Raw genomic sequence first — 26,170 nt, forward strand, 5'->3', positions numbered from 1 at the left:
GCAGGTTACCCACGTGTTACTCACCCGTCCGCCGCTAACATCAGGGAGCAAGCTCCCATCTGTCCGCTCGACTTGCATGTATTAGGCACGCCGCCAGCGTTCGTCCTGAGCCAGGATCAAACTCTCCGATAATGGATCACAGGTTAAGTTCACCGCATCCTGCGGCAACACCTGTGTGACCTGCATCGTGCAGGCCTAGTTTGACTGACTACGCACATCACTGTGCGATTTATAAAAAAATGAATTAACAGGTACGTTTTGTCTTGTTTAGTTTTCAAAGAACTTTGCGCGCTTCTCTCGAAGCGACTATTTAATAGTAACATTTTTAGTTAACTAGGTCAATACTTTTTCGAGAAAAGTTTTTGCTAGTCATGTTTATGTCTTTTAAAAGACAACAGAAATGATTATACCATAAATCTTATGACTGTAAAGGGTTATGGCACAAAAAAAGCGCAGCTTTTTCAGCTGCGCTTTTTCTCACACTTCTTCTTGTGTTTCTTCTTGATCATCTTCTTCATTTTTCTCCACTAATGCTACTGTAGCAACATGCTCTTCTTCCGCCATTCTGATAAGGCGCACACCTTGAGTGACACGTCCGGTGGTTGAGATGTCATCAATGTCCATTCTAATGAGTACGCCGCTGGCTGTAATAATCATTAGATCCTCTTCACCTTTAGTAGCTTTTACTGTTACTAATTGGCCGTTGTTCTCGGTGATTTTCGCTGTTTTGAGTCCTTTTCCGCCACGGCTTTGGGTTCTGTACTCTTCAGCCGGAGTTCGTTTTCCGTAACCTTTTTCAGTTACGATAAGGACATGTGATTCTTCCTCTAATATCTCCATTCCGACAACAACGTCATCATCAGTCAGGGTGATACCTTTTACGCCTGCCGCAGTTCTCCCCATTTCCCGAACATCCGTTTCAGGGAAACGAATCAGCAATCCATTTTTCGTTCCGATGACCATTTGTTTTGTGCCGTCAGTTAGACGTACACCCATCAATTCATCATCCTCACGAAGACTCAGAGCGATTAAGCCATTGTTACGGATATTAGCGAACTGAGAAAGCGAAGTTCGTTTTGAAACCCCGTGCTTTGTTGTGAAGAAAAGGTAAAGTTCCGCGTTGAATTCAGAGACTGGAATAATCGCGTTAATCCATTCACCTTTTTCTACTTCCAACAGGTTGATAATCGGGATTCCTTTTGCTGTTCTGCCGTATTCAGGGATTTCATATCCTTTTGCACGATACACTTTCCCCTTGTTCGAGAAGAAAAGAATCGTGTCATGCGTTGATGTAGAGATCAGATGTTCAACGAAATCATCTTCGTTTGTCCCCATGCCCTGAACGCCTTTTCCGCCACGCTTTTGACTGCGGTAGGTTGAGGCAGGCAGACGTTTGATATATCCGTTGTGTGTCAGGGTGACAACGATGTTTTCTCTTTCGATGAGATCTTCATCTTCAATTGTTTCAAGACCGGCAGTGACGATCTCAGTGCGTCTTTCATCGTTAAAACGCTCTTTAATTTCTATGAGTTCTTCACGAATGATCTCAAGCACTTTTTCTTCATTGGCCAAGATTTCTTTAAGCTCTGCAATTAATTTAACAAGGGATCGGTACTCCTCTTCAATCTTTTCACGTTCCAATCCTGTTAAACGCTGCAGTCTCATATCAAGAATAGCTTGGGCTTGTTTTTCAGTCAGCGAGAATTGTTCAATTAATCCTGTTCTCGCAATTTCAGCCGTTTGAGAATTACGGATAAGGGAAATAACTGCATCAAGATGATCAAGAGCAATTCTCAATCCTTCCAAGATATGTGCTCTTGCCTCCGCTTTACGCAATTCATAAGCAGTACGGCGTCTGATTACGACTTTTTGGTGATCTAGGTAATACTCCAAGCATTGCTTTAAATTTAAAACTTTTGGCTGTCCGTCAACAAGCGCAAGCAGATTGATACCAAAAGAAGTTTGCAAAGCTGTTTGCTTATATAGATTATTTAGAATGACATGCGCGTTGGCATCTCTTCTGATTTCAATGACGATTCTCATACCTGTGCGGTCAGATTCATCACGTAGATCGGTAATACCTTCTATCTTCTTATCTCTGACAAGATCAGCGATTTTTTCGATTAGTTTTGCTTTATTTACTTGGTATGGAAGTTCTGTTACGACAATTCTTTCTTTTCCTGACGATGTTTGTTCGATCTCCGCTTTTGCCCGGATCGTAATCGAGCCTCGTCCTGATTCGTATGCTTTACGAATACCGCTTCGGCCCAAAATTTGCCCCGCAGTCGGGAAGTCAGGACCAGGAATAATCTCCATAAGCTCCTGTACTGCGATTTCAGGATTTTCACTGACAGCAAGCACACCGTCAATGATTTCTCCCAACTGGTGCGGAGGAATGTTTGTTGCCATACCTACCGCAATTCCGGCAGCGCCGTTTACAAGCAGATTCGGGAACCTTGAAGGCATAACGACAGGTTCTCTTTCTGATCCGTCATAGTTGTCCTGATAATCGATTGTGTCTTTTGTGATGTCTCGAAGAATTTCCATCGAGATTTTAGACATTCTTGCTTCCGTATAACGCATGGCAGCCGCAGAGTCCCCGTCAACAGAACCGAAGTTTCCGTGACCGTCAACGAGCATATAACGATAGTTGAAATCCTGCGCCATTCTGACCATGGATTCATATACCGCTGAATCACCATGCGGGTGGTATTTCCCGATAACTTCTCCGACGATACGCGCGGATTTTTTATAAGCCTTGTCACTTGTCATGCCCAGATCGTTCATTGCATACAAAATCCGTCTGTGAACCGGTTTTAAACCGTCACGGACATCTGGAAGAGCACGGGACACGATAACGCTCATTGCATAATCCAAGAAGGACGTACGCATTTCCTGACTGATATTTATTTCACGAACTTGTGGTGTGTTTTGTTCACTCATTAAAAAACCTCCCTGAAGTATCACATGAAATATGTGGGAGTAGATTGTCCATTATGATCTTCAATACGATTTCACTATTCTCCATTATATCAATAAACTTATGATTATACACATTAAATTGCTAGAATATATAGGTATTGCAAGCATTACTGCATCTGATCTCGTTCAGAAAAAAGCCTTATTTCTTATTGGAAATAAGGCTTTTTATGATTAGATGTCAAGATTTTTAACGTATCTCGCATTCGCTTCTATGAAGTTTCGGCGCGGTTCTACTTTGTCTCCCATTAGCATTTCAAATGTCTCATCGGCATCCATTGCATCTTCAAGAGTTACCTGAAGAAGTGTTCTGGAGCTCGGATCCATGGTTGTCTCCCATAACTGGGTCGCATTCATTTCTCCGAGACCTTTATAACGCTGCAATCCAGGCTTAGGCGTTTGAGGAAGAGTTTTCAACAGATCATCAAGTTCTTTGTCATTATATGCATATTCAACACGTTTTCCCTGTTGAACCTTGTAGAGCGGCGGCTGCGCAATATACACGTAGCCATTTTCAATAATTTGGCGCATATATCTGTAAAAGAACGTTAACAGCAGTGTTCTGATGTGCGCGCCATCAACGTCAGCATCAGTCATAATGACAACTTTGTGGTAACGGGCTTTCCCCAAGTTGAAATCTTCCCCTATACCTGTTCCGAGTGCTGTGATCATAGAACGAACTTCGTTGTTGGAAAGGATTTTGTCCAATCTTGCTTTTTCAACGTTTAAGATTTTACCTCTAAGCGGCAAAATGGCTTGGAAATGTCTATCGCGGCCTTGTTTAGCTGATCCTCCGGCAGAGTCACCCTCTACGATATATAACTCGGAAATGCTCGGATCTTTTGATGAGCAATCCGCTAGCTTACCGGGAAGGTTTGAAATTTCCAAAGCACTCTTGCGGCGTGTTAATTCACGCGCTTTTTTCGCAGCCATTCTTGCTCTTGCTGCCATCAAACCTTTGTCGACAATTTTTTTGGCCGCATCTGGATTTTCCAGCATAAATGTTTCCAATGCCGCAGAAAATAACGTATCGGTGATCGTCCGCGCTTCTGAGTTGCCTAGTTTTGTTTTCGTTTGGCCTTCAAACTGCGGATCAGGGTGTTTAATGGAAATAATCGCGGTTAGCCCTTCTCTTACGTCGTCACCGCTTAAGTTCGGATCATTTTCTTTAATGAGCCCTTTTTTTCTGGCGTAATCATTGATTACACGAGTCAGGCCCGTTTTGAAGCCGGCTTCGTGGGTCCCGCCTTCATACGTGTTAATGTTATTTGTAAACGAGTAAATGTTGCTTGTGTAGCTGTCATTATATTGCAAAGCCACTTCAACCGTAATGCCGTCCTTTTCGCCTTCAATGTAAATCGGCTCTTCATGGACAACTTCTTTAGAACGGTTTAAATACTCTACATAACTTTTAATTCCGCCTTCGTAATGGTACTCATTTTTGCGCTCTTGTCCTTCACGTTTATCTTCAATCGTGATGTTTACGCCTTTTGTCAAAAAGGCTAATTCGCGCACACGGTTAGCAAGCAGATCATAATCATACACAGTTGTTTCTGTGAAAATCTCAGGGTCCGGGACAAAATGTGTCGTCGTTCCTGAATGATCTGTTTCGCCAATGATTTCAAGGTCTGAAACCGGAACTCCGCGTTTATAGGTTTGACGATGGATTTTTCCGTCACGGTGTACCGTCACAACAAGCTCGGTTGAAAGCGCGTTTACAACTGACGCACCTACACCGTGCAATCCTCCGGATACTTTATAGCCGCTTCCGTCAAATTTCCCTCCGGCATGAAGCACCGTCATAATGACCTCTACCGCAGGCCGGCCCATTTTTTCATGAATACCGACTGGAATACCGCGGCCGTTATCTACCACCGTGATGCTGTTGTCTTTTTCGATTTGGATATTGATATCCGTACAATAACCGGCGAGGGCTTCGTCAATACTATTGTCGACAATTTCCCATACCAGATGGTGAAGGCCTTTGCTGTTGGTTGAACCGATGTACATTCCCGGTCTTTTACGAACAGCTTCCAATCCCTCCAGAACCTGTATCTGATTTTCATCATAACTGTTTTGCTGCTGTTCCATAGCCACGTCATTCACCTACACTTTTCTAAACGATATATTCGTGATAAAAAACTTCTAAGAATCTATTTCAAACATAAATTGCGCACGTTTTTTTAATGTGCTGGAAGATAAGGGAGAGTAATATATATTCTGAACCGTGACTACGATAGATTTTGGCGTGCCGTTTACGGAAGGCACCACCTTGTGTTTCTGTTTTTTCAGAAATTCTTCAACAATAGGCGACATGTTGGCTTTAAAATCAAAAATGCCGACAATATCTCGTGTTGAAACCACAAAGTCATCACCTAAATGAATATACAATTGCCCACCTCATTTCTTCACTTCACTAACGCACCGTTTTGCACACGGAACATTCCTGCTTGACGTAAGGTTTCGTGATCAATGCCATCAACGCTTGTCGTTGTGACAAACGTTTGTACACGGCCTTGGATCGTATGAAGCAAGTGTGACTGGCGATAATCATCCAGCTCACTCAATACATCATCCAATAGTAAAATGGGATATTCTCCGATTTCCTCATGGATCAGGTCAATCTCCGCAAGTTTAAGGGACAATGCCGTCGTTCGCTGCTGTCCTTGTGAACCATACGTCTGCACATCGCGTCCGTTCACATAGAAAAGAACATCGTCACGATGAGGACCTGACAGCGTAACACCGCGCTCAATTTCTTTTTCTCTTAATTTAGAAAACGCTTCTTGATAGCTATCTCCTATTTTCGACAAGTCTTTAGGATCTGATACCTCAAGAGCCGTACTGTACTTCAGGGTCAGCTCCTCAAGCCCTCTTGATATGCCCGTATGAATAGGCTGCGCCCATTTTTCAAGCTGCGCTGTAAACTGCAGGCGTTTTACAACGACTTTTGACGCAACTTCTACAAGCTGATCGGTCAAAACATCGAGCATCGTTCTGTCAGTTTGTTTTCTTGTTTGCAGCTGCTTCAAAAAATGATTTCGCTGGGAAAGGATTTTCTGGTAAAGAGAAAGATCATGCAGGTAGACAGGAGAAACCTGTCCAATTTCCATGTCAAGAAACCGCCTTCTCACTTGAGGGCTCCCCTTTACCAGATTTAAATCTTCCGGCGCGAACATGATGGTGTTGAGGGCCCCGACATACTGGCTGAGCTTTTGCTGTTCAATATGGTTGACCTTGCCCTTTTTACCCTTTTTGGAGATGACGAGCTGCATCGGGATCGCTCCGTTTTGCTTCATCACTCTTCCCTCTATTTTAGCATAGTCTTTGTCCCACCGTATAAGTTCTTTGTCATTTGATGTCCGGTGCGATTTCGCCATGGACAAGACATAGATCGCCTCCATGAGGTTTGTTTTCCCCTGGGCGTTTTCTCCGATGATGACATTTACTTTGTTTTCAAATTGGAGTTCAGCATGGTCGTAGTTGCGGTAAGATGTCAGTTCTAAGTTCTGGATATACAATCAGTATCACCCGCTTTAATTGACGACTTGAAAAGAACCAAATCCTTCAATCTCTACCACATCTCCAACATACAGCTTTCTGCCTCGGCGGTTGTCCGGTTCGTTGTTCACCAGCACTTCATGCTCGCTCAAAAACCACTTCGCCATACCGCCTGACTGAATGACATCGGCTAATTTCAAGAATTGTCCAAGTGTAATCATCTCTGTATCAATTGAAATCGGATTTGCCATTATATCGACCTCTTTCAAATATCACTAATATCTAATTGTACTAAAAAAAAACGAATTAGGGAAAGGGAAAACTTGTCGGAGCAGATACCGAATAGAAAAGCTGCCGAACGGGTCGGCAGCTTGTATCGGATTAATAGGTTCTGACAGGAAGGATAAGCTGTACAATCGTTTCATCATTCGGCGTGCGAATTAAGAAAGGCCTCATTGCACCTGTAAAGCTTACGCGTATCTCTGCTCCTTCAAGCACCTTTAGTGCATCCAACATATATTTTGGACTAAATGAGATATTTAATTCCTCACCATCAATTTGATCTGCAAGAATCGCTTCCACAACTTTACCGATTTCAGGTGAGTTAGAAGAAATCTCAATGGATTCAGCAGGTTTTGCAGAAAGTTTCACTACGTTGTTGCGCCCCTCTCTGGCTAGAAGGGATGCACGATCAATCGCCTGAAGGAATTCTTTCGTGTTCACAATGATTTCTGTTTTGCTTTCCTGCGGAATCAGGCTGGTTGTGTCCGGATAATTTCCGTCCAGAAGCCGCGAGAAGAACAAGACGTTTTTCGCTTTAAACAGAACTTGAGTTTCTGTGATCACGATATCTACAAGTTCCTGATTATCATCCAAAATCTTACTGAGTTCGGTTAAGCTTTTTCCCGGGATAACGACGTTGTAAGATCTGTCTTCTGGAATATCAAGTTTCGCTTTTCTTAATGCCAGACGGTGGCTATCCGTCGCAGTGCATAATAATTCACTTTTTTCCACGTTCCAGTTTACACCTGTCAAGATAGGGCGTGTTTCTGAGGTGGACACCGCGAACACTGTTTGTCTGATCAGATTTTTCAACAAATCAGTTGGGATCTGAATCGCATGATGCTCTTCGATCTGCGGCAAGTGCGGATATTCATCAGCGTCAAGCCCGTTTAGATTAAATTCTGCTTTGCCAGAACGGATAATTGTCAAATACTGATTTTGCACTTCGATTTCCACCATTGCCATCGGCAGTTTTTTGACAATTTCACTAAAGAAGCGGGCTTGTAAGACGATGCTTCCAGGCTGTTCTATCGTGACAATTTCTTTATCTCCTTCTTCTTTTGGAATAAAGGATTCGATAGAAATATCTGAATCGCTTCCCGTAAAGGATACTCCATCATCTGATGCAACGATTTTAATACCAGTCAAGATGGGAATTGTAGTTCTGGATGAAACGGCTTTTAATACATCTTGGACACTTTCAACAAGACGATCTTTTTGAATCGTGAATTTCATTTTTATCCTCCTAACGGATAATGTATTTATATATATATTTTTTTAAAAAAATAGTAGCAGTAATAGTAGGGCTTGTGGATTTGTGGATAAGTTGTGAAAAAGACAGGAAACACAGCCTATCCACATGTGGACAGACTGTGCATGACTAATGAAAAGTTATTCACACTTTCCCCGATTAATCCCCGGTCCTGCTATTTAAGCTGTTCTTTAATTTCTTTTACATGCTGCTGAAGCTGTTCATCATCTGTCAGCAGTTTTGAAATTTTTTCATGCGCATGAATAACGGTCGTATGGTCACGGCCTCCAAATTCTTCCCCGATTTTAGGAAGAGAGGAATCAGTCATTTCCCTTGATAAGTACATGGCAATTTGGCGCGGGAAAGCAACTGATTTTGTCCGTTTTTTTGCTTTGAAATCCTCGAGTTTAATATTAAATTGCTGGCCTACTACCCTCTGAATTTCTTTTATCGTAATGACTTTCGGTTTTGAAGAAGGAATAATATCTTTCAGCGCCTCAGCGGCCAGATCAGCATTAATATCTTTATTAATTAAAGATGAGTAAGCAACAACTCTGATTAATGCTCCTTCAAGTTCCCGAATATTGCTGTCGATTTGATTTGCGATGTAAAGCATAACCTCATTCGGAATATCGAGGCCTTCTGCTTTGGCTTTTTTTCTTAAAATCGCAATTCTCGTCTCCAAATCAGGCGGCGTGATATCCGTAATCAGGCCCCATTCAAAACGAGAACGTAATCTGTCTTCAAGTGTCGGAATTTCTTTTGGCGGTCTGTCACTTGAAATGACGATTTGTTTGCTTTCTTCGTGCAATGTGTTAAATGTATGGAAAAATTCTTCCTGGGTCTGTTCTTTTCCCGCTAAAAATTGAATATCATCTATCAAAAGCACATCGACATTTCGATAGCGATTGCGGAAATCGACGGCTTTATTATCTCGGATAGAGTTGATGAATTCGTTTGTAAATTTCTCAGAAGACAGATAAACCACTTTGGCAGAAGGATTATGATCTATTACATAATGGCCGATCGCATGCATTAAGTGTGTTTTCCCTAAGCCAACGCCCCCATAGATAAATAAAGGGTTGTATGCTTTCGCGGGTGCTTCCGCTACTGCGAGAGAAGCAGCGTGTGCAAATCGGTTTCCAGATCCGATGACAAAAGTATCAAAAGTATATTTTGGATTGAGCATATTTTGGGGAAAATCAGATGTTTCTTCTTTGACCGCTTTTTTGACTTGCGGTTTCGGCATAAAGTCTTCAACATCTTGATTTTGAGGAATGACAAACTTAATGCTCAATTCTTCCCCGGTTAATTCATATATAGTATCTGCAATAAGATGCAAGTATCTGGACTCGAGCCAGTCTCTGGCAAATTCATTAGGAGCGGTGATTGTCAATGTATCTCCCTGCAGTGAGTGGGCTTTGGTTGATTTCATCCAAGTTTCAAAGCTCGGTTTGCTCAACTTTTTTTCGATTTGAGCAAGGGCTTGATTCCACAGATCTAATATATTTTCCATCTTCCGGCACGTCCCTCCTTTTCATAGAAAATAGCGTCTTTCTCTGTTATAGAACACAAAAAAAGAGCAAATGGCGCTTGCCATTCGTACACATTAAATGTTGAAAACATATAATATAGTAGATAAATAGCTTTTCGACAAATTTCACAACTTGTGGACAAGGTTCTACACAAGCTGTGTGAAATCAATCCACAACTTATCCACACTTTGTGGATAAAAAGGGAAGGTGAGATTAGTAATTAAGAGTTAAAACACAAATATAATACCAAAATAAACGAGAGCTTGCAATGGGTCTCACAATCTTATCCACAAAGCGGACAGCCTGTTGAAAAAAATTTGTCCACAGACGTTGGTAATGTGAAAATGTTGTCGATAACCTCTGTGGATATTAAAAAAGGCGTAAAAGATATCCACATTCGTGATTTTAGGGCAAATTGTTAGGTTGTCTTTTTTCGTTAATTTAAGGAATCTTAAAAATAAGGTTTCGAAAGTTGAAAAGGTATGTTATCCTATTATGGTTGCGAGAAACAAAAGCACTAGTGAAGTTGACAATGAACAGGTAACGCAAATATAATAAGTAAGACTGTCTTTAACAGCTATTCCTCGAGGGAGGTGTCATAAATGAAAAGAACATTCCAACCGAATAACCGTAAACGCAGTAAAGTTCATGGCTTCAGAAGCCGTATGAGTTCAAAAAACGGTCGTCTAGTTTTAGCACGCCGTCGCCGTAAAGGCAGAAAAGTATTATCAGCTTAGGCCACTGAATAATGTCAGTGGTCTTTTTTCACGTTATGGGAAAAGATAGATGTGATGCGGAATGAACCGGGGGTTGCTTCCTGGTTCTGACGCATCTCATTTTTCATCATAAATTTTAAAAGTTTCTGCCAGCCAGTATCGGAGTGAGTCATTTGAAGAAGCGAAATCGTTTAAAGAAAAATGAAGATTTTCAAAAAGTGTTTAAGCATGGGACATCAGTAGCGAACCGCCAATTTGTCTTATATACGCTTGATCAGCCTGAAAACGATGAGCTGCGTGTCGGGCTTTCCGTCAGCAAAAAAATTGGCAACGCTGTGATGCGAAATCGGATCAAACGTTTGATTCGGCAGGCCTTTCTTGAAGAGAAAGAGAGACTGAAGGAAAAGGATTACATCATTATTGCCAGAAAACCGGCGAGCCAGCTGACATATGAGGAAACAAAAAAAAGTCTGCAGCATCTATTCAGGAAGTCTTCTTTATATAAGAAATCTTCGTCAAAGTAGGCATTGCCACTGCTTTCTTACAACTTTTAAAAGCGCTTCCTTTCTGGTTATCAGAAAAAGACACCATTTAAAACTGAAAGATGCTAAAATACATACAAGTATGCTTTGCAATAAAAGAGCGTAAAGATTGATTATAGGAGGAAATGTTCTTGAAAAGGAGAATAGGGTTGCTATTAAGTATGGTTGGCGTATTCATGCTTTTGGCTGGATGCTCGAGTGTGCAAGAGCCGATCACTGCAGATAGTCCGCATTTTTGGGACAAGTACGTAGTATATCCATTGTCTGAGCTCATTACGTATGTAGCGAAAGTGACGGGAGATAACTATGGGCTTTCAATTATTCTTGTTACCATTTTGATTCGTTTATTAATTTTGCCGCTGATGATTAAGCAGCTGAGAAGTTCGAAAGCGATGCAGGCTTTACAGCCGGAAATGCAAAAGCTTAAAGAAAAATACAGTTCAAAGGATCAAAAAACGCAGCAAAAGCTTCAGCAGGAAACAATGGCTTTATTCCAAAAGAACGGTGTCAATCCGTTGGCGGGATGTTTCCCGATTTTAATCCAGATGCCGATTTTAATTGGATTCTATCATGCGATCATGAGAACACAGGCGATATCAGAGCATAGTTTCCTATGGTTTGACTTAGGAGAAAAAGATCCTTACTATATTCTTCCTATCGTTGCCGGGGTCGCTACATTTGTTCAGCAAAAGTTGATGATGGCGGGGAATGCGCAGCAAAATCCGCAAATGGCGATGATGCTTTGGATTATGCCGATCATGATTATCGTATTTGCAATCAATTTCCCGGCGGCTCTTTCTCTTTATTGGGTAGTCGGTAACTTGTTTATGATTGCGCAAACTTTCCTTATCAAAGGACCTGATATTAAAAAAGATCCTGAACCGCAAAAAGCCGGAGGAAAGAAAAAGTGAGGAATGTGACTGCTGCAGGGCGAAATGTCGATGAAGCAGTACAGTCTGGGTTGCAAGAGCTGGAATTAACAATGGATAAGGTGGAAATGACCGTTATTGATGAGGGAAACAAAGGGTTTCTTGGTATTTTCGGTAAAAAGCCGGCGGTCGTAAAGCTTGTTGAAAAGATTGACCCGATTCAGCAAGCGAAGTCTTATCTAAAAACAATTGCCGAAGCCATTGCCGGGAAGTCTGATGTGACTGTTCAAGAAAACAAAAAGACAGTGAGTTTCCATATAACAGGTGAAAAAGCGGCACTGTTGATTGGGAAAAGAGGACAAACCTTAAATGCCCTTGAAACTTTGACACAGCTTGTTATTAATCGTTATTCAGGCCCATTTAAACATGTGACGGTGGATGCTGAAAACTATCGCTTGAAAAGAAAAGAAACTCTGAGTCAGCTGGCCACCAGGCTTGCAGATCAGGTGTTGAAAACGAAAAAAGCAGTTCATCTTGAACCTATGCCGTCCAGTGAAAGAAAAGTCATCCATGATACTCTTTCTGGATATGCAAATCACCAGATCAAAACGTATTCAATGGGTGAAGGCGAAAATCGCCATCTCGTTATTTCCCATAAAAAATAGCATAAAACCGAAGTCCGGTAAAAAGCGGATTTCGGTTTTTTTTTGTATGGTAAAAAGCTATTTTTCCTAGTAATATCAAGCTTTTGCCGTTTAAGTTTTTTCTTTTTAGGTGTATCCTGTTGATAAAAAGGAAGTTCAGGAAATAAAATTAATTGTTATTCACATGTGGATAAGTTAAAGTAATAGAGGGTGAATCCCTAATTCTGTGGATAACACATCTTCCACTTCGAACCAAACTATGTTATCTTTTAGTTTTGGCATAATAAAATTTTTTTATATAGATGAAAGTATAAGTAAAGAGAGGTGAACAGCATGGATACAATTGCGGCAATTTCCACTCCGATGGGAGAAGGCGCGATTGCGATTGTACGGTTGAGCGGACCAGAAGCAATTCAAATCGCTGATAAAATGTATAAAGGGCCGAAGGAGAAAACACTCAGCTCGGTTGAATCACATACGATTCATTATGGTCATATCGTAGACAGACCTTCGGATCGTGTCGTTGAGGAAGTAATGGTATCAGTGTTAAAAGCGCCGAGAACTTTTACACGTGAAGACGTCATCGAAATTAACTGTCACGGGGGAATTGTGACTGTAAACCAAGTGCTTCAGCTCGCATTGAGAGAGGGAGCGAGACTGGCAGAGCCGGGTGAATTTACGAAACGCGCGTTTTTAAACGGCCGAATCGATCTTTCACAGGCTGAAGCGGTTATGGACTTAATCAGAGCAAAAACGGATCGGGCAATGAATGTCGCTATGAATCAAATGGAAGGGCGTCTTTCTGCTTTGGTGCGCCGTTTGCGCAGTGAGATTTTAGAAACACTGGCTCATGTTGAGGTGAATATCGATTATCCGGAGTATGATGATGTTGAGGAAATGACACATCAGCTTTTGGTTGAAAAGGCAACCGCCGTGAAAAAAGAAATTGAGGCGCTGCTGAGGACTTCTGAGCAGGGAAAAATCTTGCGTGAAGGTCTTTCTACTGTCATTATCGGACGGCCGAATGTAGGGAAATCATCTCTTCTGAACAGCCTCGTTCATGAGGCGAAAGCCATTGTAACCGATATTCCCGGAACGACTCGGGATGTGATAGAGGAATACGTTAATGTAAGGGGCGTTCCGCTTCGTCTGGTTGATACTGCAGGTATTCGTGAAACAGAGGATATTGTTGAACGAATCGGTGTTGAACGTTCTCGCCAGGTTCTAAAGGAAGCGGACCTGATTTTACTTGTGCTTAATTATAGTGAAGAGCTTTCTGAAGAAGACGTAAAGCTTTTTGAAGCGGTTGAGGGCATGGACGTTATCGTGATTATGAATAAGACTGACCTTGAGGCTAAGATTGACATTGAGCGTGTCCGTGAGCTTGCCAAAGGACGTCCTGTTGTTACGACATCCCTATTAAAAGAGGAAGGCATCAATGATTTAGAAGAAGCGATTCAATCGCTTTTCTACACGGGTGCCATTGAAAGCGGAGATCTGACGTATGTCAGCAATACACGCCATATCTCTATTTTACAGCAAGCAAAAAGTGCCATTGAAGATGCGCTTAGCGGCATCGAACAGGATGTCCCGATCGACATGGTGCAAATTGACCTTACAAGATGCTGGGAGCTGTTGGGCGAAATCATCGGAGATGCTGTCCACGAAAGCTTGATTGATCAGCTCTTTTCACAATTCTGTTTAGGAAAATAATAAAAGGAGGAACCGAATCATGGGGTATGAAGCAGGCCAATACGATGTGATTGTGATTGGCGCCGGGCATGCCGGTGTTGAGGCTGCCCTCGCATCAGCACGCCAAGGCGCCAAAACACTTGTCTTGACCATCAACCTAGATATGGTTGCATTTATGCCATGTAATCCGTCTGTCGGCGGCCCCGCAAAAGGGATTGTCGTCCGCGAAATTGACGCGCTCGGCGGAGAAATGGGCAAAAACATCGATAAAACGCATATTCAAATGAGAATGCTGAATACTGGAAAAGGTCCTGCCGTCCGCGCATTGCGTGCACAAGCAGACAAATTCCAATATCAGCACGAAATGAAAAATACACTTGAAAAAGAACCAAACTTAACAATGCTGCAAGGAATTGTGGAGCGGCTGATCGTTGAAGACGGCGAATGCCGCGGTGTCATTACACAAACAGGCGCGCATTATCGTGCGAAAGCAGTTGTCATGACGACAGGGACATATTTAAGAGGACGAATCATTCTTGGAGATCTGTCTTACTCAAGCGGTCCGAATAACCAGCAGCCTTCTATCAAGCTTTCTGAGCATTTGGAGGAACTGGGCTTTGACCTTGTTCGTTTTAAAACAGGTACGCCGCCTCGCGTCAAAAGCGATACGATTGATTACAGCAAAACGGAAATTCAGCCTGGTGACGATGTGCCTCGCGCTTTCTCATATGAAACAGTGGAATATATTACAGATCAGCTTCCTTGCTGGCTGACATATACAAGCCCTGAGACACATGAGATTATTGACGGCAACCTGCACCGTTCACCGATGTATTCGGGTATGATCAAAGGGACGGGTCCTAGATACTGCCCGTCCATTGAAGATAAAGTTGTCCGTTTTAATGATAAACCGCGTCACCAAATCTTCCTTGAGCCGGAAGGCAGAAATACGCAGGAAGTCTATGTCCAAGGTTTATCTACAAGTCTTCCAGAAGATGTACAGCAAAGAATGCTTGCAACGATTCCGGGTCTTGAAAACGTGCAAATGATGAGAGCCGGCTATGCGATCGAGTACGATGCGATCGTACCAACACAGCTGTGGCCGACACTTGAAACGAAAAAAATCACAAACCTTTACACGGCAGGCCAAATTAACGGAACATCCGGTTATGAAGAAGCTGCGGGACAAGGAATTATGGCGGGAATCAATGCAGGACGAAAAGCGCTTGGAGAAGAAGAAGTGATTTTAAGCCGTTCTGATGCCTACATTGGGGTTCTGATTGATGACCTTGTGACAAAAGGAACCAATGAACCATACCGTCTTTTGACATCACGTGCAGAATACAGATTGCTTCTTCGCCATGACAATGCTGATTTGCGTCTGACAGAAATCGGACACCGCATTGGATTGATTTCTGATGAGCGATATGCAGCTTTTGGGAAGAAAAAAGCGGCGATCGAAGCGGAGAAAAAACGTCTTCACTCTGTGATTATCAAGCCATCTCCGGAAAATCAAGAATATATCCGTTCTCTTGGCGGAAGCGAATTGAAAGATGGCGTTCGCGGCACAGACTTGATGAAACGTCCTGAAATGAACTATGAAACAGTCACTAAACTGGCGCCGCCAGAAGTGCCGGTTCCGCAAGACGTGGCAGAACAAGTAGAAATCCAAGTGAAATATGAAGGATATATTGAAAAATCCCTTCAGCAAGTGGAAAAACTGAAGAAGATGGAAAACAAAAAAATTCCGGATCGAATTGATTATGACGCAATCAAAGGGATCGCAACTGAGGCGCGTCAAAAACTAAAAAATGTGCGTCCTTTGTCTGTTGCCCAAGCTTCCCGCATTTCCGGTGTAAACCCGGCGGACATTTCAATTCTATTGGTGTATTTAGAGCAGGGACGCATTGCGAAGATAGCCGAATAGAAAGGATGACGGCATGAATATTGAAGAATTCACTTCTGGTTTGGCGGAAAAAGGGATCTCCCTTTCTCCCCGTCAGCTGGAGCAATTTGAGCTGTATTATGACATGCTGGTTGAATGGAACGAAAAAATCAATCTGACTTCAATTACAGAGAAAAAAGAAGTGTATCTTAAGCATTTTTATGATTCCATTACAGCCGCTTTTTATGTCGACTTCAATCAGATGAACACGATTTGTGATGTCGGAGCGGGAGCGGGTTTTCCGAGTCTTCCGATTAAAATATGCTTTCCGCACCTCCATGTTACAATCGTGGATTCACTAAACAAACGGATTACGTTTTTAGAAAAGTTGTCTGAAGCTTTGCAATTGGAGAATACGACATTCTGCCATGACAGAGCTGAAACATTCGGACAGCGGAAAGACGTACGGGAAAGCTATGATATTGTGACGGCGCGAGCAGTTGCAAGACTATCTGTTTTGAGCGAACTTTGCCTGCCTCTGGTGAAGAAAAACGGTTTATTTGTTGCTTTAAAAGCCGCATCAGCTGAAGAAGAACTGAATGCTGGCAAAAAAGCGATCACGACGCTTGGAGGAGAACTTGAGAATATCCATTCCTTTAAGCTGCCTATTGAAGAAAGCGATCGTAATATTATGGTGATACGAAAGACAAAAAATACACCTAAGAAGTATCCAAGAAAACCGGGAACTCCTAATAGATCGCCAATTTAAGGGTAATTTAGACAGCCTGATGTGACAATACCATCATATTTTCATCAAAATTGGTGGATGTACAGCAGGAAAAACCATGAGAAAATAGAATTATAAAAATGGCAGTTTTTAAAGGTGGTGTAGGTACATGAAGCATTCATTCTCTCGTTTCTTCGGGCTTGGTGAGAAGGAACAGGAACCGGAGATTGCTGAACAAGAGACAAACAAAGAAGAGATTCTGGAAATACCGGTAAATGCTATCGTTCCCAACCGTTTTCAGCCACGCACCATTTTCTCAGATGAAAAAATCAAAGAGTTAGCAATGACCATTCATACACACGGCATTATTCAGCCGATTGTTGTCAGGCATACAGAAGAAGAAGGCCAATACGAACTCATTGCAGGTGAAAGACGCTGGAGAGCGGTTCAATCGCTCGAGTGGGAAAAGATTCCGGCTATTATTAAGGATTTTTCGGATACGGAAACCGCTTCTGTAGCGTTAATTGAAAACTTGCAGCGGGAAGAACTGTCTTCTATTGAGGAAGCGCATGCCTATGCTAGGCTTCTTGAGCTTCATGATTTAACACAGGAAGCTCTCGCGCAGCGTTTAGGAAAAGGGCAGTCAACAATTGCGAACAAGCTGCGGTTATTAAAGCTGCCTCAGCCGGTCCAAGACGCGATTATGGAGAAGAAAATCACTGAGCGGCATGCCAGAGCACTGATTCCGCTGAAACAGCCTGAGCTCCAAGTCACACTGCTCACAGAGATTATTGAGAAAAGTTTAAATGTAAAGCAGACGGAAGACCGAGTGGTGAAAATGCTGGAGCAAGGCCAGAGAAAACCGAAGCCGAGACGCAAAGCGTTCAGCAGAGATACAAGAATTGCAATGAACACGATTCGACAGTCACTATCAATGGTTGAAGACAGCGGTGTAAAATTGAATACAGAAGAAGAAGAATTTGAAGAATATATTCAATTAACGATTCGCATACCAAAATAAAAGCTCTCCTGAAAAGCAGGAGAGCTTTTATTTTTATTGTAAAAGGGAATTAATTACTTTTAGTTAACGTTGTTATATTAGAATTCTTTTCTTTGAGCATGTGGATAAATTCTTCAGTATCTTGCGGAGAAATCACTGCGTGCCCCCAGCCGCCCAGATAATATATCGTGATGGTATGACGAGACCCGATTAGACGAAAACCTGACCACAGCTTCTTTTTCTCAACCACTTTGTCGATTTTTTCGTAAGGAATTTGATGTTTAATCAGTCCGGCTTTAATGATCAAATGATGCTCCCTTAATACATATTTCAGATCAATAAAGCTCCAAATGATGAGCACATTTAAAAGCGTCAGCAGAGTAAAAATGATCCAGCCTGAAACCCTCATATTTCCCAGCACAAAAGGAACAATGGCATCTGCTTGTATCAGTAATATGAGAAAAACAATCATCAGCGTAACGGGTACATCTCTCTTTGTTTTGTAAACCATATTCTCACCGTCCTGTACATTCTGCACGGTAACTTCTTCTTTTTTTCTTTGAGAAATCCCTTTTTTAAGTCAAAAAAACATAGAAATCGCAGAATTTATAAGAGATAGTATTAGCTGTTCTTTAAATTTTCAATTATTTCCCTTCTGAATCGGAACAAAATGATGAAAAAAATGAAACGCTTTAATCTTTTTTTGATAGAATAGAAATAAGATAGTACATGTTCATGTGAAAGTAGGTGACATCGTGGGAAAAATCATAGCAATTACGAACCAAAAAGGCGGAGTCGGCAAAACAACGACGTCTGTCAACCTTGGGGCATGCTTAGCTTACATAGGGAAAAGGGTTCTGCTGGTAGATATTGATCCGCAGGGAAATGCGACAAGCGGATTAGGGATTGAAAAAGCCGATGTAGAGCAGTGTGTGTACGATATTTTAGTAGATGATGCAGATGTAATAGATATAATTAAAGCAACGACAGTAGAGAACTTGGACGTGATTCCTGCGACGATTCAGCTTGCAGGAGCTGAAATAGAGCTGGTTCCGACGATTTCAAGAGAAGTGAGACTGAAGAGGGCGCTTGAAGCAGTAAAGCAGAATTATGATTATATTATTATTGATTGTCCGCCGTCATTGGGGCTGCTGACGATTAACGCGCTTACTGCCTCAGATTCCGTTGTGATTCCTGTACAGTGCGAATATTACGCTTTGGAGGGGCTCAGCCAGTTATTAAATACTGTACGTCTTGTGCAAAAGCATTTGAATACCGATTTAATGATTGAAGGTGTATTGCTGACAATGCTTGATGCCCGGACAAATCTCGGCATTCAAGTGATTGAAGAAGTTAAAAAATATTTTAGAGATAAAGTATATAAGACGGTTATTCCGCGTAATGTCCGTCTGAGTGAGGCACCGAGTCACGGAAAACCCATCATTTTATACGATCCGCGGTCAAGAGGCGCAGAAGTATATTTAGATTTAGCAAAGGAAGTGGCTGCGAATGGCTAAAGGCCTTGGAAAAGGGATTAATGCGTTGTTTAATCAGGTCGATTTGTCTGATGAGACAGTTGAAGAAATTAAAGTTGCTGATTTACGCCCTAATCCTTATCAGCCAAGAAAACACTTTGATGACGAGGCATTAGCTGAACTAAAAGAATCTGTGCTGCAGCATGGCATTCTACAGCCGCTTATCGTCAGAAAATCTTTAAAAGGCTATGATATTGTTGCGGGCGAACGGCGTTTTCGAGCGGCAAAGCTGGCGGGTTTAGACACGGTTCCGGCGATTGTCCGTGAATTATCAGAGGCATTAATGAGAGAAATTGCTTTATTGGAAAACCTTCAGCGTGAAGATTTATCGCCGCTTGAAGAGGCTCAGGCCTATGACTCTTTGCTGAAACACTTAGACCTCACGCAAGAACAGCTTGCCAAACGTCTTGGGAAAAGCAGACCGCATATTGCGAATCATTTAAGATTGCTGACCCTGCCAGAAAACATTCAGCAGCTTATTGCCGAAGGTACGCTTTCAATGGGACATGGACGCACGCTTCTTGGCCTGAAAAATAAAAATAAGCTTGAACCGCTTGTACAAAAAGTGATTGCGGAACACCTCAATGTTCGCCAGCTTGAACAGCTGATTCAGCAGTTAAATCAGAATGTTTCACGTGAAACAAAGAAAAAAGAACCTGTGAAAGACGCGGTTATAAAAGAACGAGAATCTTACCTCCAAAATTATTTTGGAACAACGGTTAATATTAAACGACAAAAGAAAAAAGGCAAAATCGAAATTGAATTTTTCTCTAATGAAGATCTTGACCGGATTTTAGAGCTTTTGTCTGAACGAGATTCATAAATATTACAGAAACCATCTTTCAAACGAAGATGGTTTTTTGTTTTATATTCGCCCAGTGATCCTTTGAAGCGGGCTAAGGCGTTCCTGCCTCCACTCTGTCCGATCTGTTAAACTCAATCCTTCAGCAAGAACACTTGCCATATTCATGACCAAGTGCAGCCTTGTATTTTGTAAAACAAAGTATTCCATAAAACCACTCACATTCACAATTCCGTTAATATGAAGATCTCCCACTTCAGGAAGGTCTTTTTGCACACCAGCTCCCGGCTTTAATGGTCCGTCTCCGATTTGAAACGATCCCACACTTTTAACGCGTCCTAAGCATGCATCGACCGCTATAATAAACGGGTTTTTATGTATTTTTTGAATGTCATTGATTTTATCCTTCATATTTACAGCATGAACGGGATCAGATAAAGTGCCATAGACATGAAATCTAGTGAGATGCATCTGTTTGAGTTTCATTCCTACGAGCGGGCCTAATGAATCACCGGTTGAACGGTCTGTTCCGATACAAACCACGATAATCGGTCTGCCGGCAGCTTTACGTAAGGATGAAGAAAGGATGGTTTGGATTTGTTTTGCTGCAGCTGCATCCGTATGTGAAACATAATGCTTTACTCGTTCCTGAGAGGAAAAAAGCCCGCCTTTTCGATTCATAGGTTTCACTTCCTTGTTATAGTAGGTAGCAAAATAGCTGTGGTGTGTGTTTAGATATGTAAGGTTGTTTACAGTATATCCAGCAGCAGGGTCTTTTATGCTTCGTGTATGGAGCCGGATATTTTTTATCAATAGAGGGCGTAATATGAGTGGTTAGTAGGTTGATTACAAGTGTTGTGCTCCAATGCCTCGATCATGATCAAGCTAGGGTCTGCTTACAAAACAATTGAGAATAGATGTCTATACTGATTGTGTTTTAATGACGGCGAAGTCAAAGATTTCGGTATCAGAAGTGATTTTCATCCGTTCTTCAATCGGCGGCATAGTTAGAAAAAGTGAAGAATGAGGATCTCGGACTGTCTGCATTGGCAGTTTTTATGTGTATTTCGTATGATAATTTCACCTTGCGGCCAATGTCTATGAAAATATGGCATGTTTGCTGTCTGTTATTTATATAGTAACAATAGCGGGAACAAGCTGAACTCTGTGCTATGAGGTGATGAGGTTGTGGAGAGCCGGGATGAAGTGGATGCTGCTCATATTAGGGAGCCTGATCGGGGCCGGATATGCGAGCGGTCAGGAGATTTGGCAGTTTTTTGGGGCGGAAAGCGGACTTGCTATTGTGCTGTTTACAATCATGTTCATGTTCTCGTCTTATATTGTGATGAAAATTAGTTTTAAGGTTCAATCCACTCATTTTCTGCCGGTTCTGGAGCATCTGATGGGACCATGGCTGGCGAAAATTTATGATGTCCTCATTGTTTTTTATTTGTTTTCGACGACTATGGTGATGATTGCCGGAGGCGGTGTGACCCTGCAAATGTACAAGCTTCCTTTCTGGTGGGGAATTGCGCTGATTTGTATCGTGACTGTGTGTTTGTTTTTCTGGGATGTGAAAGGGATATTATCAGTAAATGGTGTTTTAATACCTGTTTTAGTTGCGGGTCTGCTGTACGCGTTGATCTCCTTTCAGAACACTCACCACCACACGTGGACGATTGATTTGACCCGGCAGTATAACTGGCCTGCGAGCATTACGTTTACCTCTTTGAACATCCTTTCAGTGGTTGCGATTTTATCTTCCGTCGGGAAAGAAATGAAAGGACTCGGAGAAGCGAAAATCGCCAGTGTGGCAAGCGGTCTTATTTTTGGTGTGATCTCATTTATTTATAATGAAACGTTAGTGGAGCTGGCGGGCTCCCTTTCTCAGTTTGAAATACCGTTGTTTGCCGTTTTGGAGGGTGCGCCTTATCTCCTTTTTTTATGTATGACGGCGGTTCTGTGTCTGGCGATTTATACGACGACGGTAGCTGGTTTGCTGGGGCTGTCCAGCCGGCTGAAGGCGTTTGTTCATATGCCGAGATGGATGATTGTGTTGATTCTGTTAGCGTTGATGGTGCCTTTTACTTCTTTCGGATTTTCTGATTTGATCGCGTTCTTGTATCCGATATACGGGTTGCTGAATTTGTACTTGTTAGTTTGTCTGCTGTTATATCCTATTTTGAGTAAATGGAAATAAAAGGATGTATTTCTTTTCGGATATCTTGATTGCTCTTATGATCAATTTTTTTGTACAATAGATACAGCAGTTTATGAAAAGAGGTGAAGGGTCTTGGCGGATAAAGACTTTGGCCTGAATGATGTCGTAGAAATGAAAAAACCGCATCCATGCGGAGTGAACAGCTGGAAAATTATACGCATGGGAATGGATATTCGAATTAAGTGTGAGGGATGCTCTCACAGTGTAATGATTCCTAGAAGAGAATTTGAAAGAAAACTAAAAAAAGTACTAGTCAAGCATGAGGAGCCTACTTCATAAAAAGGCCTGCACTCATGCTTTTTCATATAGAAGGTAAGGAGAAGACGGCGATGAGCAAAGTGCATCAGTCAGCTTGTCCGCTGAATTGCTGGGACAGCTGCGGCTTTTTGGTGACTGTTGATGAGGGAAAGGTAACAAAAGTGGACGGAGATTCGAATCATCCGATTACGGAAGGCAAAATCTGCGGCCGCGGCAGAATGCTTGAGACAAAAACAAATTCGCCTGATCGGCTTCGCTATCCGATGAAAAAACAAAATGGCGAGTTTGTGCGGATTTCTTGGGAGCAGGCGCTTGATGAAATTGCCGATAAACTCCGGGAGATCAAGGAAACGTCGGAGACAACTGCTGTTTTGCACAGCCATGATTATGCGAATAACGGTTTGTTAAAAGCGCTAGATCAGCGTTTTTTTAATGGATATGGCGGCGTGACTGAAATCGTCGGCAGCATATGTTGGGGCTCAGGTATCGAGGCGCAAAGCTGGGATTTCGGCCGTTCGTATGGGCACGGCCCGCTTGATATTTACAACAGCAAACATGTTGTTGTGTGGGGGAGAAATGTATCCAGAACAAATATGCACTTATACCATCACTTGCAGCAGGTGAAGAAAAAGGGCGCCACGATTACGGTGATTGACCCGATCTTCAACCCGACTGCCAAGCTTGCAGACCGGTATATCTCTGTCAAACCGGGAATGGACGGCTGGCTTGCGGCAGGCATTTTGAAGGTTCTGATTGAGACAGGAAGAACGGACGAGACGTTTATTTTTGAGCACTCTGTCGGTTTTAATGATGTGAAAGAGCTTTTGGACACTGTTTCTTTAGAGGAGTTTATTATCAAAACAGAAACTTCTATGGAGGAGCTGGAGTATTTGGCTGGTTTGTATGCTGATGGCCCGGTGTCTACCTTTATGGGGCTCGGCATGCAGCGATATAAAAACGGCGGCGAAACGATTCGCTGGATTGATGCACTCGTTGCGGCAAGCGGAAATGTCGGAATTAAAGGCGGCGGCGCGAATTTCGGGAACGTCCAGATCGGTGAGAGCTTTGCAAAAACGAAGCTGACCCTGCCGGAATTAAAAACAGCATCACGTTCGTTTTCCATGATGACGCAGGCTGAAGAGGTGTTGACGTCTGCTGATCCAGCTATTGAGATGATCATTGTGACGTGCGGAAATCCGCTGACTCAGGTGCCAAATACCAATAAAGTAAGACAAGCATTTGAAAACGTGCCGATGACGGTGGCGATTGATTCGATCATGACGGATACGGCAAAGCTGTGTGACTATGTGCTGCCGACTGCCACTGTTTTTGAAGAAGAGGATATCTACTACTCCAGCATGTATCATCATTACGTTCAGTACGGGAAGAAGCTTGTGGAACCGCAGGGAGAAGCAAAGTCGGACAGCTGGATTTGGTCAGAGCTTGCAAAACGCCTTGGATTTGGCGAGCTGTTTGACTACAGCACTGAAGAATTTTTAGAGATGGGGCTTTCTTCATTGGAAGCAGAGAATGTGACGCTTAAGCGATTGAAAGAAAAAGGCCACCTCCCTCTTCCGGTCAAGCAGGTTCCGTGGGAGGATTATCAGTTTTTGACGCCGAGCGGAAAATTTGAATTTACTTCGTCGTTAGCTGAGGAAAAAGGATTTAGCGGTTTGCTTCAATTAAACGTACCCGAAGAATCTGTTTTCCATAATGAAGAGTTAGCCGAAAAGTATCCCTACACGCTTTTGTCTATTCATCCGCAACGCTCTAATCACTCTCAGCATGTGCCGTTTATTGAAAAGCTTCAGCATATTCAAGTTGATATTTCTCCAGATATAGCGGTGGAGCAGAATCTTCAGGACGGAGACGAGGTCAGTATCTTTAATGACCGCGGGCGCTTGAAGGGCAAGGTGAAGGTGATGAAGCAGGCTCATCCAAAGACGGTTAATATAGATGAGGGCATGTGGGCGGCTTTTGGAGGCTCAGTCAATACACTGACAAACGATACAAATTCCGATAATGGAATGGGAAGTACGCTTTTTGACTGTTTAGTAGGTTTGAAAAAAGCATAATCAAAGGGATTAACAGGCTGAAAATGCTTTTTTGTCAGCTTGTCTTTTCCAGTGAACCTCCTTATAATTGCTCTAGGTTCAAAATACGTTTATACAATGACGGTTTTATATAGAGGAGATGAAAGAATGGCTTTAACAGCTGGAATTGTCGGTTTGCCGAACGTTGGGAAATCAACATTATTTAACGCAATTACACAGGCCGGTGCCGAATCAGCCAACTACCCGTTCTGTACGATTGATCCGAATGTGGGAATTGTAGAAGTACCGGATGATCGTCTGCAAAAGCTGACTGAGCTGGTCAAACCGAAGAAGACTGTGCCGACTGCTTTTGAATTCACTGATATTGCAGGGATCGTAAAAGGCGCGTCTAAAGGAGAAGGACTCGGTAACAAATTTCTTTCTCATATTCGGCAGGTTGACGCGATTTGCCACGTTGTCCGTGCTTTTTCTGATGACAACATTACACACGTTTCCGGAAAAGTTGATCCGATTGATGATATTGAAACAATCAACCTTGAGCTGATCCTTGCTGACATGGAAACGGTTGAAAAGCGGATTACACGCGTCAGCAAACTTGCAAAGCAAAAAGATAAAGACGCTGTATTCGAGTTTGAGATTCTGTCTAAACTGAAAGAAGCGTTTGAGAATGAAAAACCCGCTCGTTCTGTTGAGTTTACTGAAGAGCAGCAAAAGCTTGCAAAGCAGCTTCATTTATTGACTTCGAAGCCTATCTTGTATGTGGCGAACGTGAGTGAAGAAGAAGTGGCTGACCCGTCTGGCAATGAAAATGTAGCGAAGATTCGTGAGTACGCTGCCGGCGAAAACGCGGAAGTTATCGTTGTCTGTGCGAAAATTGAATCTGAAATCGCTGAGCTTGAAGGCGAAGAAAAGCAAATGTTCCTTGAAGAGCTTGGCATTGAAGAATCAGGTCTTGATCAGCTGATTAAGGCGTCATACTCTCTGCTTGGCCTTGCAACATATTTCACAGCCGGGGAACAGGAAGTCAGAGCTTGGACATTCAAAAGAGGCATGAAAGCCCCTGAGTGTGCAGGCGTTATTCATAGTGACTTTGAGCGAGGCTTCATTCGTGCTGAAACTGTTGCTTATGAGGATCTTCTTGCGGGCGGCGGCATGGCAGGAGCCAAAGAAGCAGGAAAAGTCCGTCTCGAAGGGAAAGAATATGTGGTCCAAGACGGGGATGTTATTCATTTCCGATTTAATGTATAGGATGCAGTTGTAAAGGGACAAGAGCTTTGGTATAATATAAAATTGTGAGTAATAGAATTATTGCTCCTTGCCCATTATGGGCCGCTTAGTCCAAAAGGAGGTGCAAACAGATGAGAAAGTACGAAGTTATGTACATTATCCGCCCAAACATTGACGATGAGTCTAAAAAAGCAGTTATCGAGCGTTTCAACAACGTTCTGACTTCTAACGGTGCGGAGATCACTGGAACAAAGGATTGGGGTAAACGTCGTCTTGCTTACGAAATCAACGATTTCCGCGACGGTTTCTACCAAATCTTAAACGTTCAAGCTGATGCTGCGGCAGTTCAAGAATTTGACCGTCTAGCTAAGATCAGTGACGATATCATTCGCCACATTGTTGTTAAAGAAGAAGAATAAGCAATTTTGAAATATATAATGGTAAAAGGT

At 42.5% G+C, this 26,170-nt stretch carries 24 protein-coding genes and 1 rRNA gene; 15 read left to right on the top strand and 10 right to left on the bottom strand.

What is annotated here, in order from left to right:
• The 8 genes from JMN17_RS06650 to dnaA all read right to left on the bottom strand — a co-directional run.
• Positions 1–132 (bottom strand): 16S ribosomal RNA (locus JMN17_RS06650); the annotation flags it as partial.
• 345 nt (positions 133–477) lie between these two features.
• Positions 478–2,943 carry a DNA topoisomerase (ATP-hydrolyzing) subunit A gene (gene gyrA, locus JMN17_RS06655; protein ID WP_087993740.1) on the bottom strand — a complete coding sequence of 822 codons (2,466 nt, stop codon included), beginning with the start codon at positions 2,941–2,943 and terminating at the stop codon, positions 478–480.
• A gap of 210 nt (positions 2,944–3,153) precedes the next feature.
• On the bottom strand, positions 3,154–5,070 hold the full coding sequence (gene gyrB / locus JMN17_RS06660; RefSeq protein WP_148963437.1) for a DNA topoisomerase (ATP-hydrolyzing) subunit B: 1,917 nt from the start codon (positions 5,068–5,070) through the stop codon (positions 3,154–3,156).
• 54 nt (positions 5,071–5,124) lie between these two features.
• Complete coding sequence (gene remB, locus JMN17_RS06665) at positions 5,125–5,370, bottom strand: extracellular matrix regulator RemB (protein WP_003219266.1); 246 nt, start codon at positions 5,368–5,370, stop codon at positions 5,125–5,127.
• 17 nt (positions 5,371–5,387) lie between these two features.
• The gene (gene recF, locus JMN17_RS06670) at positions 5,388–6,500 is read right to left on the bottom strand and encodes a DNA replication/repair protein RecF (RefSeq protein ID WP_202327737.1); all 1,113 of its coding nucleotides are present in this window, start codon (positions 6,498–6,500) and stop codon (positions 5,388–5,390) included.
• Between the two features lie 15 nt (positions 6,501–6,515).
• Positions 6,516–6,731, bottom strand: a complete 216-nt coding sequence (gene rlbA / locus JMN17_RS06675; protein WP_003219264.1) for a ribosome maturation protein RlbA — start codon at positions 6,729–6,731, stop codon at positions 6,516–6,518.
• A 130-nt stretch (positions 6,732–6,861) separates the two neighbouring features.
• Entirely contained in the window at positions 6,862–7,998 is a 1,137-nt protein-coding gene (gene dnaN / locus JMN17_RS06680; protein ID WP_202327738.1) for a DNA polymerase III subunit beta, read from the bottom strand.
• Between the two features lie 191 nt (positions 7,999–8,189).
• Positions 8,190–9,530 (bottom strand): chromosomal replication initiator protein DnaA, encoded by a 1,341-nt coding sequence (gene dnaA, locus JMN17_RS06685; protein ID WP_039074864.1) that lies wholly within the window; start codon positions 9,528–9,530, stop codon positions 8,190–8,192.
• Positions 9,531–10,151: 621 nt separating this feature from the next.
• Here dnaA and rpmH point away from each other — a divergent pair.
• The 8 genes from rpmH (at position 10,152) to noc (ending at position 17,645) form a co-directional block, all read left to right on the top strand.
• Positions 10,152–10,286 (top strand): 50S ribosomal protein L34, encoded by a 135-nt coding sequence (rpmH, locus tag JMN17_RS06690; RefSeq protein ID WP_003178075.1) that lies wholly within the window; start codon positions 10,152–10,154, stop codon positions 10,284–10,286.
• Positions 10,287–10,438: 152 nt separating this feature from the next.
• Positions 10,439–10,789: a ribonuclease P protein component gene (gene rnpA, locus JMN17_RS06695; RefSeq protein WP_003242628.1), complete on the top strand. Its 351-nt coding sequence runs from the start codon at positions 10,439–10,441 to the stop codon at positions 10,787–10,789.
• Between the two features lie 143 nt (positions 10,790–10,932).
• Positions 10,933–11,718 carry a YidC family membrane integrase SpoIIIJ gene (gene spoIIIJ, locus JMN17_RS06700; RefSeq protein ID WP_087993744.1) on the top strand — a complete coding sequence of 262 codons (786 nt, stop codon included), beginning with the start codon at positions 10,933–10,935 and terminating at the stop codon, positions 11,716–11,718.
• On the top strand, positions 11,715–12,341 hold the full coding sequence (gene jag, locus JMN17_RS06705) for an RNA-binding cell elongation regulator Jag/EloR (RefSeq protein ID WP_202327739.1): 627 nt from the start codon (positions 11,715–11,717) through the stop codon (positions 12,339–12,341). Before spoIIIJ ends, jag begins: the two co-directional genes overlap by 4 nt.
• Positions 12,342–12,653: 312 nt before the next feature.
• On the top strand, positions 12,654–14,033 hold the full coding sequence (mnmE, locus tag JMN17_RS06710; RefSeq protein ID WP_087993746.1) for a tRNA uridine-5-carboxymethylaminomethyl(34) synthesis GTPase MnmE: 1,380 nt from the start codon (positions 12,654–12,656) through the stop codon (positions 14,031–14,033).
• Positions 14,034–14,052: 19 nt separating this feature from the next.
• On the top strand, positions 14,053–15,939 hold the full coding sequence (gene mnmG, locus JMN17_RS06715; RefSeq protein WP_087993747.1) for a tRNA uridine-5-carboxymethylaminomethyl(34) synthesis enzyme MnmG: 1,887 nt from the start codon (positions 14,053–14,055) through the stop codon (positions 15,937–15,939).
• A gap of 13 nt (positions 15,940–15,952) precedes the next feature.
• Entirely contained in the window at positions 15,953–16,666 is a 714-nt protein-coding gene (gene rsmG, locus JMN17_RS06720) for a 16S rRNA (guanine(527)-N(7))-methyltransferase RsmG (protein WP_202327740.1), read from the top strand.
• Between the two features lie 127 nt (positions 16,667–16,793).
• Positions 16,794–17,645, top strand: coding sequence for a nucleoid occlusion protein (gene noc, locus JMN17_RS06725; RefSeq protein ID WP_003236638.1), 852 nt, complete (start codon positions 16,794–16,796; stop codon positions 17,643–17,645).
• A 49-nt stretch (positions 17,646–17,694) separates the two neighbouring features.
• Here noc and JMN17_RS06730 read toward each other — a convergent pair whose 3' ends face one another.
• Positions 17,695–18,135, bottom strand: a complete 441-nt coding sequence (locus tag JMN17_RS06730; protein ID WP_087993767.1) for a PH domain-containing protein — start codon at positions 18,133–18,135, stop codon at positions 17,695–17,697.
• Positions 18,136–18,379: 244 nt separating this feature from the next.
• Between JMN17_RS06730 and soj the strand changes: the two genes are divergently transcribed.
• On the top strand, positions 18,380–19,141 hold the full coding sequence (gene soj, locus JMN17_RS06735) for a sporulation initiation inhibitor protein Soj (RefSeq protein ID WP_003219244.1): 762 nt from the start codon (positions 18,380–18,382) through the stop codon (positions 19,139–19,141).
• On the top strand, positions 19,134–19,982 hold the full coding sequence (gene spo0J, locus JMN17_RS06740; protein ID WP_087993750.1) for a stage 0 sporulation protein Spo0J: 849 nt from the start codon (positions 19,134–19,136) through the stop codon (positions 19,980–19,982). Before soj ends, spo0J begins: the two co-directional genes overlap by 8 nt.
• Positions 19,983–20,024: 42 nt before the next feature.
• Here the strand turns inward: spo0J and yyaC are convergent, their stop codons facing one another.
• The gene (gene yyaC, locus JMN17_RS06745) at positions 20,025–20,642 is read right to left on the bottom strand and encodes a spore protease YyaC (protein WP_087993751.1); all 618 of its coding nucleotides are present in this window, start codon (positions 20,640–20,642) and stop codon (positions 20,025–20,027) included.
• A gap of 499 nt (positions 20,643–21,141) precedes the next feature.
• Between yyaC and JMN17_RS06750 the strand changes: the two genes are divergently transcribed.
• The 5 genes from JMN17_RS06750 to rpsF all read left to right on the top strand — a co-directional run bounded on the left by JMN17_RS06750 (position 21,142) and on the right by rpsF (position 26,140).
• Complete coding sequence (locus tag JMN17_RS06750; protein ID WP_202327741.1) at positions 21,142–22,161, top strand: YkvI family membrane protein; 1,020 nt, start codon at positions 21,142–21,144, stop codon at positions 22,159–22,161.
• A 93-nt stretch (positions 22,162–22,254) separates the two neighbouring features.
• A complete protein-coding gene (locus JMN17_RS06755) occupies positions 22,255–22,461 on the top strand; it encodes a DUF951 domain-containing protein (RefSeq protein WP_087993753.1) in 207 nt (68 codons plus the stop codon).
• Between the two features lie 50 nt (positions 22,462–22,511).
• Complete coding sequence (locus JMN17_RS06760) at positions 22,512–24,515, top strand: molybdopterin-dependent oxidoreductase (RefSeq protein WP_202327742.1); 2,004 nt, start codon at positions 22,512–22,514, stop codon at positions 24,513–24,515.
• 126 nt (positions 24,516–24,641) lie between these two features.
• Complete coding sequence (gene ychF, locus JMN17_RS06765) at positions 24,642–25,742, top strand: redox-regulated ATPase YchF (protein ID WP_087993755.1); 1,101 nt, start codon at positions 24,642–24,644, stop codon at positions 25,740–25,742.
• A 110-nt stretch (positions 25,743–25,852) separates the two neighbouring features.
• The gene (gene rpsF, locus JMN17_RS06770) at positions 25,853–26,140 is read left to right on the top strand and encodes a 30S ribosomal protein S6 (protein ID WP_014115888.1); all 288 of its coding nucleotides are present in this window, start codon (positions 25,853–25,855) and stop codon (positions 26,138–26,140) included.
• The last annotated feature ends 30 nt before the right edge of the window (positions 26,141–26,170 follow it).

This window comes from Bacillus sp. RHFS10, assembly GCF_016757475.1.
GTDB lineage: Bacteria > Bacillota > Bacilli > Bacillales > Bacillaceae > Bacillus > Bacillus subtilis_G.